At 68.0% G+C, this 14,406-nt stretch carries 13 protein-coding genes; 10 read left to right on the forward strand and 3 right to left on the reverse strand.

Translation table 11 applies throughout. From position 1 onward, the window contains the following. Window positions 1–14: 14 nt before the first annotated feature. The gene (locus KO481_RS22215) at window positions 15–1,541 is read right to left on the reverse strand and encodes a DUF349 domain-containing protein (RefSeq protein WP_215919307.1); all 1,527 of its coding nucleotides are present in this window, start codon (window positions 1,539–1,541) and stop codon (window positions 15–17) included. Window positions 1,542–1,892: 351 nt separating this feature from the next. Here KO481_RS22215 and KO481_RS22220 point away from each other — a divergent pair, with 351 nt between their 5' ends. The 9 genes from KO481_RS22220 (at window position 1,893) to KO481_RS22260 (ending at window position 11,586) form a co-directional block, all read left to right on the forward strand. Beyond that, entirely contained in the window at window positions 1,893–2,675 is a 783-nt protein-coding gene (locus tag KO481_RS22220) for a class III extradiol ring-cleavage dioxygenase family protein (RefSeq protein ID WP_215919308.1), read from the forward strand. Next, window positions 2,672–3,583, forward strand: a complete 912-nt coding sequence (gene miaA, locus KO481_RS22225; RefSeq protein ID WP_215919310.1) for a tRNA (adenosine(37)-N6)-dimethylallyltransferase MiaA — start codon at window positions 2,672–2,674, stop codon at window positions 3,581–3,583. The genes KO481_RS22220 and miaA overlap by 4 nt, the downstream gene beginning before the upstream one ends. 129 nt (window positions 3,584–3,712) lie before the next feature. Next, on the forward strand, window positions 3,713–4,606 hold the full coding sequence (dapF, locus tag KO481_RS22230; protein ID WP_215919661.1) for a diaminopimelate epimerase: 894 nt from the start codon (window positions 3,713–3,715) through the stop codon (window positions 4,604–4,606). A 70-nt stretch (window positions 4,607–4,676) separates the two neighbouring features. Next, window positions 4,677–6,197 (forward strand): GTPase HflX, encoded by a 1,521-nt coding sequence (gene hflX, locus KO481_RS22235; RefSeq protein ID WP_215919312.1) that lies wholly within the window; start codon window positions 4,677–4,679, stop codon window positions 6,195–6,197. 254 nt (window positions 6,198–6,451) lie between these two features. Further along, window positions 6,452–7,618 carry a PucR family transcriptional regulator gene (locus KO481_RS22240; protein WP_215919663.1) on the forward strand — a complete coding sequence of 389 codons (1,167 nt, stop codon included), beginning with the start codon at window positions 6,452–6,454 and terminating at the stop codon, window positions 7,616–7,618. Window positions 7,619–7,661: 43 nt separating this feature from the next. After that, window positions 7,662–8,213, forward strand: a complete 552-nt coding sequence (locus tag KO481_RS22245; protein ID WP_215919314.1) for a nuclear transport factor 2 family protein — start codon at window positions 7,662–7,664, stop codon at window positions 8,211–8,213. 119 nt (window positions 8,214–8,332) lie between these two features. Then, window positions 8,333–9,205 (forward strand): lysophospholipid acyltransferase family protein, encoded by an 873-nt coding sequence (locus KO481_RS22250; protein WP_215919316.1) that lies wholly within the window; start codon window positions 8,333–8,335, stop codon window positions 9,203–9,205. A 158-nt stretch (window positions 9,206–9,363) separates the two neighbouring features. Continuing rightward, window positions 9,364–10,509 carry an acyl-CoA dehydrogenase family protein gene (locus KO481_RS22255; protein WP_215919318.1) on the forward strand — a complete coding sequence of 382 codons (1,146 nt, stop codon included), beginning with the start codon at window positions 9,364–9,366 and terminating at the stop codon, window positions 10,507–10,509. Between the two features lie 264 nt (window positions 10,510–10,773). After that, complete coding sequence (locus KO481_RS22260; RefSeq protein ID WP_245401296.1) at window positions 10,774–11,586, forward strand: IS3 family transposase; 813 nt, start codon at window positions 10,774–10,776, stop codon at window positions 11,584–11,586. Window positions 11,587–11,650: 64 nt separating this feature from the next. On the opposite strand, the gene KO481_RS22265 is transcribed toward KO481_RS22260, so the two are convergent. Further along, window positions 11,651–12,565, reverse strand: coding sequence for an IS3 family transposase (locus KO481_RS22265; protein ID WP_215919665.1), 915 nt, complete (start codon window positions 12,563–12,565; stop codon window positions 11,651–11,653). Further along, a complete protein-coding gene (locus tag KO481_RS22270) occupies window positions 12,508–12,819 on the reverse strand; it encodes a transposase (RefSeq protein WP_215919322.1) in 312 nt (103 codons plus the stop codon). Before KO481_RS22270 ends, KO481_RS22265 begins: the two co-directional genes overlap by 58 nt. 650 nt (window positions 12,820–13,469) lie before the next feature. Between KO481_RS22270 and KO481_RS22275 the strand changes: the two genes are divergently transcribed. Beyond that, window positions 13,470–14,324 carry a terpene synthase family protein gene (locus tag KO481_RS22275; RefSeq protein WP_245401297.1) on the forward strand — a complete coding sequence of 285 codons (855 nt, stop codon included), beginning with the start codon at window positions 13,470–13,472 and terminating at the stop codon, window positions 14,322–14,324. The last annotated feature ends 82 nt before the right edge of the window (window positions 14,325–14,406 follow it).

Consider the following 14,406-nt stretch of genomic DNA (forward strand, 5'->3'; position numbering starts at 1 on the left):
GCCAGGGCTGAGCGTCAGCGACGGGTGACGGCCCCTTCGGCAGCCTCGGCCCATTCGCGCCACTGCTTGGCCTGTTCCAGGGCCTTCTCCGCGTCGCGCGTGCGGCCGGCCGCCTGCGCCTTGGCCGCCTGCTCCTCGAATTGCGCCACGCGCTCGCGGAACTGGGCCGCGCGGGCCATCGCCTCCGGGTCGGTGCGCCGCCACTGGGCATCGACCGCGTCGCGGACCTGCTTCTCCAGGGCGCGGAGCCGACCCTCGAGATCCTGCATGCGTTCGCGCGGCACCTTGCCGATGGCATCCCACCTGTCCTGCAGTTCCCGCAGTGCGGTGCGCGCGGTGTCCAGATCGGATTCCACGTGGGATGCCACGCGCTCCTCGAACGTGGCCAGCAGGTCCTGCTTGGCGGTGGCGTTGTGATCGAATTCGGCATCCCGCTCGGAGGCGGCGGCGTTGCGAGCACCGAAGAACACGTCCTGCGCACTCTTGAAGCGCCGCCACAGCTGATCGTCGGCCTCGCGCGGGGCGCGGCCTGCGGCCTTCCATTCGTTCAGCAGGTCACGGAAGGTGGCGGCGGTGGCGGCCCAGTCGGTCGAGGCGGACAGCTCCTCGGCCTGGGCGCACAGCTCCTCCTTGCGGGTCTTGGCCGCCGCGCGCTCGCGGTCGAGCTCGGCGAAGTGCGCGCCCCGGCGGCGGTTGAACGCCTCGCGGGCCTTGGAGAAGCGCCGCCACAGCGCGTCGTCGACCTTGCGGTCCACGCCGCGGATGGTCTTCCACTCGTCCAGGATTTCGCGCAGCCGATCGCCCGCGGCCTTCCACTGGCTGGAGTCGGCCGCGATCTGCTCGGCCTCCGCGCACAGGGCCTCCTTGCGCTCGGTCTGCTCGTGGCGCGAACGCTCCCGCTCCTGTTTGGCTTGCGCGGCGGCCTCGTCCGAGTGCTCGGCGATGGCCTGCAACCGCTGCGCGAGGCCGTCGATATCGCCGATGACCGCCGCGGTCGGCAACGATTCGGCAAGCGCGACCGCGGCCGCCTTCGTCTTGCGGGCGTCGGTACCGGCCGCCAGCCGCGCCTCCAGCAGGGCGATCTCGGTGGCCAGATCGTCGTAGCGCCGGCCGAAATGTGCCAGCCCCTCCGCGGCATCGCCGGCCTGCCAGGAGCCGATCATGCGCTCGCCCTCGGCGGTCTTCACCCAGGCGGTGCCGTCGTCGTCGACGCGGCCCCACCGGCTCGGATCGCTGGCCACGGGCACGGATACCGGGTGCGGATGCTCCTGCGGCGCGCCCGCCGGGGTGACCGCATGCGGCTTGGGGGCCTCGTGCGGCGCGGCCTGTGGTTTGGGCGCGGCCGGTCGTGGGGCGCCGGGCTTGGGCGCGCCCGGTTTGGGGCCGCTGGGCTTGGGAGCCGTGCCCCCGGGCTTGGGCGCGGCGGCGCCTGCCTCCGGCGCCGCGTCGGCGGGCGTGGGTCGCGGTGCGGGGGTGCTGGACTGCTGCGCCGTGCCGGTGTCGAGCTGGGCTGCCTTCTCGGTTCCGTTGTTCTCGGTCATCACTCCTCGTCCCTGCCGCGCGTCACGGCTGCCTGGTTACGCCCTAGCTTCATCCCATTCAACCAGGCAGATGTCAGATATGCCGCCTCTTGCCCTCGGTGGCGCACCATGTATGAGCGCGACGGCCGCGTGCGGAGGCCTCCGGGGCCGTGCGCGGCGCCGCGTGGACGGGGCCGCCAGCGGTAGCCGCGGCGGCAAATGCGTGGTAGGGAGGGTTGCCCGGCGGGTTGAGCTGGGCGTGCGGGTGACTGGGAACCCGGATGCGTCGCCGTGTTCGACGGCACGCGGGTTGCCGCGCGGTCCGCCGACTTCGCTGCCGGGTCGATCCGATGGGCCGCTACGGTTGACGGCGTGTTCAGTCTTGCCGCGTTGATTCCGTCGCCGCCCGTGCTGGTCCCCGAGCTGTGCGGCGGCTGGCCGGCGGTCGACGACGAGCATCCGGCGGCGCAGGTGCCCGCGCTGCGGGAGGCGGTGCTCGCGGCGGGGCGCGCGCTGGCGGGCGAGACGATGCGGTGGACGGTGGTCGGTGTCGCCCCCGAGGATGCCGGGGCCGAGCTCGACTATGTCGATGCGGTCGGCACGTTCCGCGGCTTCGGCGCGGATGTGCCTGTCGCGCTGTCGGATTCGGCGCTGGAGGACGGCCTGCCGCCCGATCCGGACCTGCCGCTCCCGGTGCTGATCGGGGGATGGCTGCGGGGGCGGGTGGCCCCGGAAGCAACCGTCGAGGCGCGGCTGATCGCGGCCGACTCGGCCGTCGCGGACTGTGCGGCGCTGGGCGCGCGCCTGCGCCGCGACCTGGATGCCGAGCCCGGGCCGCGCGGGGTGCTGGTCGTCGCCGACGGTGCGACCACGCTCTCCACCAAGGCGCCCGGCTACCTGGACTCCCGGGCCGAGGCTGCGCAGGCGGGGATCGATCGAGCGCTCGACGCCGGGGACTGCGCGGCGCTGGCGGAGCTGGATACCACCCTGTGCGCGGAGCTGGGCGTGTCGGGGCGGGCGGCCTATCAGGTTCTGGCGGGCCTGTTCGGCACCGGCGCCGCGGACGGGCGCCCCGGCGTGGAAACCCTGTATCGGGCCGCGCCCTTCGGCGTCGGCTATCACGTGAGCCTCTGGCGTCCGGGAGCCGGGGCGTGATCACCCCGATCGCGGTCGTCGGCCCCACGGCGACTGGAAAGTCCGATCTCGCACTCGAGTTGGCGCAGCGCCTCGACGGCGAGATCGTCAACATCGATGCCATGCAGCTGTATCGGGGGATGGACATCGGCACCGCCAAGCTGCCGGTCTCGCAGCGCCGCGGCATCATCCACCACCAGCTCGACGTGCTCGAGGTCACCGAGACCGCCACCGTCGCCGCGTATCAGCTCGCCGCGACCGCCGATGTCGAGGACATCATGGCGCGCGGGCGCACCCCGGTCATCGTCGGCGGATCCATGATGTACGTGCAGGCACTGCTGGACCGGTGGGACTTCCCGGCCACGGACCCTGACGTCCGGTCGAAATGGGAGGCGCTGCTCGCGGACGGCGGGGTCGAGGCGCTGCACGCCGCCCTGCGTACCGCCGATCCCGTTGCGGCGCAGACTATCCTGCCGACCGACGGCCGGCGCATGGTGCGCGCGCTCGAGGTCGTTGAGCTCACCGGACGTCCGTTCGCGGCGTCGCAACCGCAGGTCGGCGAGCCGCACTGGGGCACGATCATTCTCGGCGTGGATCGGGAGACCGCCGAACTCGACGCCCGCATCGAGCTGCGTACCGCGACGATGTTCGAGCACGGCCTGCTCGACGAGGTATGCGCGCTGATCGAGCGCGGACTGCGGGAGGGACAGACCGCCCGCCGCGCCATTGGCTACGCGCAGGTCCTGGCGTATCTCGACGGCGAATACGACCTGGACCACGCGCGGGAACGCACCCTCATCGGCACCCGGCGCTACGTGCGCCGCCAGCGTTCCTGGTTCCGCCGCGATCCGCGTGTCCGGTGGCTGGACGGCGCCGATCCTCGGCTGCCGGAGGTGGCGCAAGACCTGGTGCGCTCACCCAGGCGGTGAGCCGAGCGCGGCGGTCGTGTCGGATGAAATTGCGCGGTGGAGGGCGTTGATCAAGTGGCCGGCAGTTCGGTCCGCGGCCCCGCGGCAGGCGGCTCGGCAATGAACAGGGAGAATGCGGACGTGCCCGATATCGAATTCACCAAGGGTCATGGCACCCAGAACGATTTCGTGATCCTGTTCGACCCCGAGGGCGAGCTGGAGCTCACCGAGACACGGGTGGCGGCGCTGTGTGACCGCCAGCGCGGCCTCGGCGCGGATGGCGTGCTGCGGGTGGCGTGGGCCGAGCCGCTCGTCGAATCCGGGGTGCTGGACGGGCTGGCCGAGGGGATCGGTCCCGACGACTGGTTCATGGACTACCGCAACGCCGACGGGTCGGTCGCGGAGATGTGCGGCAACGGGGTGCGGGTGTTCGCCCACTTCCTCGCGGCCATCGGCGCCGAGACCACCGGCGAGTTCGTCGTCGGCACCCGCGCCGGGGCGCGCCCGGTGACCGTCCATGCCGCAGACCCGGTCCGCGGCGAGGTGACCGTCGGGATGGGACGAGTGCGCGAGCTCGGCGCGTCGACGGCCACCATCGGCGGCTGGGCCTATCCGGGCATCGGCATCGATGTCGGCAATCCGCATCTGGCGTGCGTGGATCCGGGCCTGACGGCCGAGGCGCTGGCGAAACTGGACCTGACGGTGGCCCCCGGCTACCAGCCTGAGATGTTCCCGCACGGTGTGAACGTGGAGATCCTGACCGCGCTCGGCGACGCCTGGCCCACGCCGCGCGCGGTCGATATGCGCGTCTACGAGCGCGGCGTCGGCGAAACCCGTTCCTGCGGAACGGGAACCGTCGCGGCGGCCGCGGCCGCGCTGGCGCAGGAGGGCTTCTCGATCGCGAACGACACCGGCGAGGTGCTGGTGCGTGTGCCTGGGGGCGAGGTCACCGTGTGCATCGCCCAGGGCGAGGCGACGTTGCGCGGACCCTCGGAGCTGGTGGCCTCCGGGCGTGTCGCCCGGGACTGGTGGGACGCGGCCTGATCCGAGTGTTTCCGCACAGCGAAATAACTCGGGTGCGTCCATGCGTTCAGTCGTGGGAGCATGGAGGCATATGAGGAAATCCGAAACGTTCGAGTTCACGCCCGTCGACGAGTTCGACCCGGCGCGGGACGACGACGCCCGAAACGGCTGGGCCGCCGAGCCCACGGTTGGTGAACTGCAGCTCGAGGAGCGCAGTTCGCTACGCCGGGTCGCGGGCCTGTCCACCGAACTCACCGACATCACCGAGGTCGAGTACCGGCAGCTGCGCCTGGAGCGGGTGGTCCTGGTCGGGGTGTGGACCGAGGGCACGGCCGCGCAGGCCGATGCCAGCATGTCCGAGCTCGCCGCGCTGGCCGAGACGGCCGGCTCGCAGGTGCTCGACGGGCTGATCCAGCGCCGCGACAAGCCGGATCCGGCCACCTACATCGGCTCGGGCAAGGCCGACGAGCTGCGCACGGTGGTGCTCGACACCGGCGCCGACACCGTCATCTGCGACGGTGAGCTGACTCCCGCGCAGCTGAATGCGCTGGAGAAGGTCGTCAAGGTGAAGGTGATCGACCGGACCGCGCTGATCCTGGACATCTTCGCCCAGCACGCCACCTCCCGCGAGGGCAAGGCGCAGGTGTCGCTGGCGCAGATGGAGTACATGCTGCCGCGGCTGCGCGGCTGGGGTGAGTCGATGTCCCGGCAGGCCGGTGGCCGCGCGGGCGGTGCGGGCGGCGGCGTGGGCACCCGTGGTCCCGGTGAGACCAAGATCGAGACCGACCGCCGCCGGATTCGCGAGCGCATGGCCAAGCTGCGCCGCGAGATCAAGGAGATGAAGACCGCGCGCGACACCAAGCGTTCGCGGCGCACCTCGAGCGGCATCCCGCAGGTGGCGATCGTCGGTTACACCAACGCGGGTAAATCGAGCCTGATGAACGCGCTGACCGGCGCGGGCATCCTGGTGCAGGACGCGCTGTTCGCCACCCTGGATCCGACCACGCGTCGCGCCGCCCTGGACGACGGCCGCGAGGTGGTCTTCACCGATACGGTCGGCTTCGTGCGGCATCTGCCCACGCAACTGGTCGAGGCGTTCCGCTCCACCCTCGAGGAGGTCAGCGGCGCGGATCTGTTGCTGCACATCGTCGATGGCTCCGACGCGATGCCCGAGGGGCAGATCAAGGCGGTGCGCGAGGTCGTCACCGACGTCCTGCGCGAGCAGCGCGACGCGGGGGCCCGCCGCGATGGGCAGGCCTATACGCCGCCGCCGGAGCTGTTGGTGGTCAACAAGATCGATGCGGTCGAACCGGCGGACCTGGCGCATCTGCGGGCGTTGCTGCCCGGGGCGGTGTTCGTCTCCGCACGCACCGGGGCCGGGTTGACAGACCTGCGCGATCGGCTCGCGGAGATCCTCGGCGGGCTCGATGTCGAGGTCAGCGTGCTGTTGCCGTACGACCGGGGTGATCTGCTTTCCCGGATCCACGCGGACGGCCGCATCATCAGCTCCGAGCACGAGGAGTCCGGCACCCGGATCCGCGCGCGAGTCCCGCACTCGCTGGCCGGACCGCTGGCCGAATTCGCGCACGCCGGCACCGCGCTGCAGGACTGAGTCCGGACCCGCCCGGTCGAGCCCGTATACCGGGGTATCGGGGGGCGCGAAAGCTCGAGTCCCACCCTGTCGGACATTCGGGCGAATCGCTGCGAAATCCGCGCGCTCTTGCGACCCTGGTCGGATTGTCCAGGCGGTATGGAGTGCAGTTCGTGAACGAGACCGTGTTTGTGACGAATCCGGGCGTGCCGGAGGCGCCCGGGCCGGATTCGATCGTGGCGGGTCCGTTCGCGATCGGTTCGGCGACGCCGCGAATGTCGGTCCTGGGGGCCGATGCCGCGTCCGTGCTGCGGGTCGTCGAGTATTTCGACCGCTGCGACGAGTCGGCGGCCAATGCCGACGCCGTGATCCGGGCCGCCGCGCTGCTGGCCGAGTGCGTGGCGGGCGCGGCGTGGTCATCGGGGACGACGATTCGATACGACGCGGCCGGTCGGCTGCTGTCGGGCGGTGCCGCGCCGCCGCCGGAGGCGATCGGTGCGGACCCGGCGGTGTGGCTCGAGCGGGCCGGCCTCGCGCATCCGCTCGACGCGGTCCTGCTGGAGCGGTTGCGGCATTGCCTGCGGGTCGCGGCGCGGCCGTCGGCGGGATCGCTGCGGCTGGACGATCCGGCGCTGCTCGAGGTCGTGCTCTCGGAGCGGGAGCCCCGCGCGGACCGGGTGCGAGCCATGCGGCTGCTCGGAATCGATCCGGCGCGTGCGGTACGGGTGCTGGCGGTGGCGGGACAGTGCACCGCGGAGGCGGTGCGCATCATCGGCGAGCGGGCTCCCGTGCTGCGGTCGGGGGTGATCGGCACGACGACCGCGGTGCTCATCGGGGATGCCGGTGCGGTGCGGGAACTGTCCGATGGTCTGAATTCCGCTGTGGTGCAGGCCTTTCCGTCATCTCGGCTGGGTGCGGCCGGGCCGTGGGTCGGGATGGGGGAGCGGGCGGGTGCGCTGGCGGCGGCGACCTCGTGGGAGCAGGCCCGGCGGGCGCTGCGGTTCGCGTCCTCGACCTGGCACGGCCGCCGGGTTATCGCGTTCGATCGGCTCGGGTCGCTGGACCTGCTGGCCGATCTGCCCGTGCACCGGCTGCTGGGTACCCGGGATGTCGTGCGGGTCAACGAGTTCGCCGCCACCGAGGCGGGCGCGGCGGCGGTGGACACGCTCGAGGCCTTCTGCGTCTTCGGGTCGCTGCGTCGCACGGCCACGGAGCTGCACCTGCATCACAGCACTGTCGCGGCGCGGATCGCGCAGGTGGAGGCCGCACTGGGATGGGATGTCGACAATGCCGTGGACCGTTTCACGGCCACGCTGGTGCTGACGGTGCGCCGCATTGCGATGTCGTCCGCGGAGCTCGCGGGTGGCGGCCCGACGAGCGTCGGGCCGGGCGCGGAATTCTCGCGACGGGCGGCGGATGCTCCGGACGCGTCGGACCGGTGATGATCGGCAGGCATATTCGGTACGGCAAGAAGGAGTTTCGCACATGGCCGTCGTAGACCCGAACCGCACCTGGGCCCCGCTGGAGCGCCGCCTGGCGGAGACCACCGACGAGCGGCACCGTCGCGCGCTGAGCATCGTCATCGAGCACATGAAGGCCGAGGCCGTGCCCGATCTGGACGGGCTGATGCGCACGCTGGCGCCCGAACCGGACTACCACTTCTGGAACGACGGCCAGGACATCGGGCCCAAGACCTACGACGGCGTGCGCGGCTATTACCAGGCATTCGTCGAAAGCCGTTCGAACATCTTGGAATTCGACATCGACCGGCTCGTCGTCGATGAGCACTGTGTCGTCACGGAGGGCTACCTGCGCCAGCTCTACCCCGGTTCGTACGCTGCGCAGATCGGCATTCCGGTGGACGATCCGGACGCGGACTACCTGATCGTGTTCCGGCAGCTGCTGCTGTGGCCGATCGACGAGCAGGGCCTGATCATCGGTGAGGATTCCTATCATTCGGGTCCCGCGGAGATCCGCAAGCTCTCGCGCGACGAATTGCCCAGGGAATACCTGGAACTCGTGCACGCGAACTCGTGAGGTGAACGGCGCGGTCCGGCCGCGCCGATCATCGCGCAACCCCCGGTAATGCCTTGTCGGCATGGTCTACCCGGGCTCCGATATCCTGTCGGACAGGAACAACCTGCAGGGAGGGCTTCTTGTCCGGCTTTGATTCGACGACGACCGCCGCCGCCGAGCCGGTGCTATCGGATGGTGCGCCACTACGAATATCGTTCCGTGAGAACGATATTCGTGCATTGGAGGCGATCGTCGCCCCGATCCGGGCGTGGACCAGCCCGGTATTTCACGGATTGGACAACATTCCGGCCGACGGTCCGGTGCTGCTGGTCGGCAATCACAACTTCCTGGGCATCGATACCCCGGTGCTGTGGCCCGAGCTGGCCCGCCGGACCGGCCGCGCGCTGCGGGGGCTGGCGGAGAACGTGCTGATCACGGTGCCCGGTGTGCGGCACGCGCTGCACGGCATCGGATGCGTGCGGGGCAGCCGTGCGAACTGCCGCACCCTGCTCGAACAGGGCGAGATGGTGCTGGTCTTCCCCGGCGGCGGCCGCGAGGCCGTGCGCCGCAAGGGGGAGAAGTACGTGCTGAAGTGGGAGGGACGTACCGGATTCGCCCGGATGGCGATCGAAACCGGTGCGCCCATCGTCCCGCTGGCCATGATCGGCGCCGACGACGCGTACGACATCATCTTCGACGGCGACGAGCTGCCCATGCGGCCGCTGCGGATGCTCGTGGAGGCGCTCGGGCTGCGTGGCAACCTCACCCCGCCGCTGGTGCGTGGCCTCGGGCCGACGCTGCTGCCGAAGCCGGAACGGTTCTATTACGCGGCGGGTACGCCGATCGAGACGACGCCGTGGGCCGATGCCACGGACCTGGACGCGGCCGCCGCCGAGTTGCAGGAGGTGGTGCGCAAGGCCCTCGAGGAGGAGCTGAAGTTCCTGTTCGCCGAGCGGGAACGCGATCGCGGGCGGACCCTGTGGGGCCGGGCGCGCCAGGCGATCGGGCTGTAGTCAGGTTTACCAGGGTTCAGGCCGCCATCGTCGTTGGCATCGCCCTGTGCAACGCAGTTGGAACCCCTTTTCTGGGGTTCGAAGTGAACGACGATTCGACTTCCGGGTACGGTAGGGCTACAGGCGACGTTGCCGATGTGGTCACCTAGGAGGTTGGCGTGGAGCGCACCCTTTTCGAACCCGAACACGAGCTGTTCCGGGAGTCGTTCCGTAAGTTTCTCGAGCAGCATGTGGCCCCGCATCACGAACAGTGGGAGCACGAGGGCATCGTCGACCGGGCCGTCTGGCTGGAGGCGGGCAAGCAGGGGTTCCTGGGCATGGCCGTGCCCGAGGAGTTCGGCGGCGGCGGCGTGAAGGATTTCCGCTACAACGCCATCCTCACCGAGGAGACGGTGCGCGGACAGTATTCCGGCCTGGGTTTCAGCCTGCACAACGATGTGATCGCCCCCTATCTGCTGGATCTGGCGAACGAGGAGCAGAAGCGGCGCTGGCTGCCCGGATTCTGCACCGGTGAGATCATCACCGCCATCGCGATGACCGAGCCCGGCACCGGCTCGGATCTGCAGGGCATCAAGACCCGCGCGGTGAAGGACGGCGACGACTGGATCCTCAACGGCGCCAAGACATTCATTACCAACGGCATCAATTCCGACATCGTCATCGTGGTCGCCCAGACCGATCCCGAGAAGGGCGCGACGGGATTCTCGCTGCTGGTGGTCGAGCGGGGCATGCCCGGCTTCGAGCGCGGCCGCAACCTGGACAAGATCGGCCTCAAGGCCCAGGACACCGCCGAGCTGAGCTTCACCGACGTGCGCGTGCCGGGCAAGAACCTGCTGGGCACCGAGGGCCAGGGCTTCATTCACCTGATGCAGAACCTGCCGCAGGAGCGCCTGTCCATCGCCGTCATGGCCGCCGCCGCCATGGAGGCCAGCGTGGACATGACCGTGCAGTACGTGCGCGACCGTAAGGCATTCGGCAAACCCATTGGCGCCCAGCAGAACACCCGCTTCGTGCTGGCCGAACTCGCCACCAAGACCACCGCGGTGCGCGTATTCGTCGACCGCTGCATCGAACTGCTGAACCAGGGGAAGCTGACCGTCGAGGAGGCGGCCATGGCCAAGTGGTGGAGCACCGAGGAGGAGCTCGACCTCATCAACAGGTGCCTGCAGCTGCACGGCGGCTACGGCTACATGCGCGAATATCCGATTGCCAAGGCGTACATGGATGCTCGCGTGCAGACCATCTACGGCGGCACGACCGAGATTATGAAGGAGATCATCGGGCGTTCGCTGAAACTGGCCTGATAGGGGGTGGTTTTCACCGTCAGGAGAAGGCTGTGGTCCCGGTTTGGTCCCGGTTCAGATCTGAAACTGCACCGTTTTCCGGGTGGTACCCCGTTGGGGTATCACCCGCTGGGCGGGTGAAGACACCATCGATCGCATCCCGTGTATGGGTCTCCTGGTCCGGCCACAAATGCGTGTAGACATTCAGGGTCACGTCTGGACTGGAAAATTCTGAGCCCAGCGGCCAAGCGCCGGGCCGTGGACATGCTCACTCGGGTCAAGAGTATGTCCGAGCGGTTCGCGTGCAGGGTCGTCGGGCTGCACAGGTCGACGTATCGGCGGCTGCCTGCCGCGCAGACCCTGGCCGATCCGGACGCGGGTTTGCGGACCTGGCTCCGCGCCTACGCGGTGACACACCCCGGTCACGGGTTCAGGCGGGCCTGGGCGACGTTGCGGTTCGACCAGGGCGCAGGTGTCAACATCAAGAAGGTGCACCGGCTCTGGCGCGAGGAGGGCTTGCAGGTCCGCGAACACCATCCCCGGAAACGGGCTGGCACCTCGTCGGCGCCGCCGATCGATGCCGATGCCCCGAAGGTGGTGTGGGCGTTGGACTTCCAATTCGACTCCACTGTCGATGGCCGAGCGGTGAAGATCGCGTCGATGATCGACGAGCATACCCGCGAATCGTTGCTGCATCTGGTGCAACGCTCGATCACCGCCGAACGGCTGGTCGCCGAGCTGCAGAAGGTGTTCACCATGGCCGGCGGCCCGCCGCGGGTGCTGCGAATGGACAACGGGCCGGAGATGATTTCGGTTGCACTGCAACGGTTCTGCGCCGACCGGGTCGGGATCTCCTACATTCCGCCAGGCACGCCCTGGAACAACGGATTCGTCGAATCGTTCAACCGGCGGTTGCGGACTGAGTGTCTGAACCGCAACCACTGGACCAGCCTCCTGGAAGCCCGAGTGGTGATCGGCGATTTCAAGACCGACCACAATCGGCGGCACCGACATTCGGCGCTGGGCTACCTGACACCGGCCGAGTACGCTGCGGCCTGCACCCACACCGACCACCCGGTGGCGTGCGGGACCAACTGAACACGGAACGAAATCACCTGGCTCTATTCCCGGGTTGATCCGGCCCCCGGAGAGTGAGCCGCTCTTACGAGAGTCGAGACTCCGGTTGGGTAGCGTGCCATAGCATCTCATACTCGTCGGGGCTGAGGTGGCCGAGGTAGCTGTGGAGGCGTTCGGCGTTGTAGAAGTTATCGATCCAGTCGGCCATCGCTATGGTCAACTCGAGGCTCGTGGGCCACTTTCTGGTGTTCAGCAACTCGGTTTGCATTCGCCCCCAGAACGCCTCGATGGCAGCGTTGTCGAAGCAGTCGCCAACGGTTCCGAAGGAGGGAATCAGATTGTGCCGGCGAAGGTTCTCTCCGAACGACCAGGATGTGATCTGAGTGCCGTGGTCGGCATGCAATATAGCGCCGTGGTATCTTTTCCGTTCCCGGACGGCCATATTCACCGCATTATTGACCAGAGCTGCGTCCGGGATTGTAGAAAACGACCTCCCGACAACCTTTTTGCTGAAGCAATCGAGAATCGCGCAGCAATAGACCTTTCCATCACGAGTGGGATGCTCGGTGATGTCCGTGCACCACAGCTCGTTCGGCTTGTTCGCGACGAACATGCGGTTCACCAGGTCCGATGGCGTATGAACACCCAGCAGATTCGGTTTCCTTCCCTTCTGGAGCGGCAGACCCGAGAGCTGCAACTCGCCCATGATCGAGTGGATCAGCTTATGATTAACCACCATGTCGCACTCGCTCAGCAACGCTGCCTGAATCCGCCGCCGCCCGTAGCTTCCGCGAGAACGCAGGTGGATCTTGCCGATCTCGTCGGCCACAATCGTTCGCCGCAGGAACCGAATCGATAACGCTGGCTTGCGCAAGCGATGAAAAGTGGCCCGGTTCAATCCGGCGATACGGCAGGCCGCTCGGCCTGAATGCCCACGCGCGATCAGCCTTTCGACGATCGCGTATTTCCTTTTGGGGAGATCACCACCTGCCCGTCGAATAGTTCACACGCGTCTCGGGTGAGTTTCAGCTCGGCCTCCAACTGGGCAATCCGGCGATGCGCCGAGGCCAACTCATCGGCCTCGACGCTCGGCACGCCGTCACGGACTCCCGCATCGACCAGTGCCTGAGCCTTCCATTTGAACAGCGTCGCCGCGGAAATCCCTGTCTCAGCAGCGATCTCAGCGACCCGTTCCCCAGCGCGCAGTCGCACACACACCTGCCGGCGCACGGACTGCGGATACGATTTCGGCACTATGACCTCCTGACGGTCAGTCTGCCGCAACTCTCACAAGGGTGGTCTCCCTTCCGGGGGCCGGATCAGGTGGTCTCGTCATCGGGGACAGCTCATGGCGGATGCGCATTATTTGATGATTCCCGTTGCAACCCACCGATTCTCAGCCAAACCGTGTACTGCCCGTGTACTTGGGGCAGATTTGAGTGGCGTGCACAGGCTTGGTGGAGCCTCGATGGCGATCGATTGCAGTTGTGAGACTGCCCCGCCGAGGACCAATCCATCCGGTTTGGGATGCTTGTGCTTTTCGTCGGTTTTATGGTGTTGTGTTTTGTACCGCCCGAGGACCGGCCGGTGGCGTCACGGTGGGTCTGGTGATCTCTCCGGCGGTGGGTGATATGGACGACCGGTGAGGACACGCCATGGTGGATTCGGACATGGTCACAGTCGAGGCGGAGCTTGCGGCGATGCGTTCGCAGTACCGGGAGGTGGTGCGGACGGGGCCGCGGTGGTCGTTGCGGTCGCTATTGAGCACGCCCGAGGGCGATATCGCGGCTTATTGTGAAGGTTTCGGGCCCAGCAGGTTCGGCGACGAGGCGTGTGCGGGAGTGGAGCGGTTCTGCCGTGGTCATGGGATCTGGCTGGAACCGGGTGGGGCGCACTACAACAGCATGACCCCGTACCTGCATCCGCATACGATCACCGTCGAGCGGATGCGAATCATCGGGATTTTCAACGCGATCCTGTTCTGGCTCAACGACACTGTCGGCCGGGAGAAGTTCGCCCATCTCTCGGCCGACGAGCAGCACAGGGCTCTGGAAACTGTCGAACGACTTTGCAGGTTACTGGAATCACGACATACGGGAGCCAAGCCCGCAGCCGTGGAGGTCGCGACGTCGGAACTGCTGGCGCTGCTGACCAGGCATGCGGATCCGGGGTGGCTGGTGCGGTTCCTCGGCTCGACGATCGAGCATCTACGTCCGGCGATCCGGGACCAGAATGCGCGTGCGCGTGGGGGATTGCTGAGCGTCGTCGGCTATATCGAGCTGCGGGCCCGGGTGTCGGGGATGTATCCGGCGATCGGGTTGTGCGAGTTTGCCCGGGACGAGTATCTGCCGTGGGAACGTCTCCCGGCGAGATTGGGTGTGGGCTTGCGCCGGTTGCAGCTGTTGACCGTGGAGATCGGTGCGTTGATGAACGACCTGTTCTCCTTTGAGAAGGAGTGCATCGTGGATGGCTCGGATTTCAACCTGGTCCCGGTGTGCCTGCTGAACACGCCGGGAGCCACGTTGATCGACGCCGTGCACGAGGCGGCGCGCATCGTGCGGGACAGGTTGACCGAGTTCGGTGTTCTGCACGCGCGTGTGGGTGATGAGTGTGGTGGGTTGGCCGATCGGGGTGTGGTTGAGGCGGTGTCGGCTCATCTGGAGGATTTGGTGGGATGTGTACGGGCGACCTGGGTGTGGCAGATCACCACGGCACGTTATAAAGGTGTGTCGGTCTTCGCCGAAAATAATGCTGGATGAAGCATTTCCGGATGGCGTCAATTTCTTGTGCTGCACTCAGTCGGTGGCGGTACTGTGTGATCCACGCGGCGACATCCTCATC

Source organism: Nocardia albiluteola (assembly GCF_018860155.1).
Taxonomy (GTDB): Bacteria; Actinomycetota; Actinomycetes; order Mycobacteriales; family Mycobacteriaceae; genus Nocardia; species Nocardia albiluteola.

What these genes read in the sequence shown, in the direction of transcription:
- KO481_RS22215 (WP_215919307.1), bottom strand. Translation starts at nt 1,541, where the DNA reads ATGACCGAGAACAACGGAACCGAGAAGGCAGCCCAGCTCGACACCGGC.
- hflX (WP_215919312.1), top strand. Translation starts at nt 4,677, where the DNA reads ATGAGGAAATCCGAAACGTTCGAGTTCACGCCCGTCGACGAGTTCGAC.
- KO481_RS22240 (WP_215919663.1), top strand. Translation starts at nt 6,452, where the DNA reads ATGTCGGTCCTGGGGGCCGATGCCGCGTCCGTGCTGCGGGTCGTCGAG.
- KO481_RS22245 (WP_215919314.1), top strand. Translation starts at nt 7,662, where the DNA reads ATGGCCGTCGTAGACCCGAACCGCACCTGGGCCCCGCTGGAGCGCCGC.
- KO481_RS22260 (WP_245401296.1), top strand. Translation starts at nt 10,774, where the DNA reads ATGTCCGAGCGGTTCGCGTGCAGGGTCGTCGGGCTGCACAGGTCGACG.
- KO481_RS22275 (WP_245401297.1), top strand. Translation starts at nt 13,470, where the DNA reads ATGACCCCGTACCTGCATCCGCATACGATCACCGTCGAGCGGATGCGA.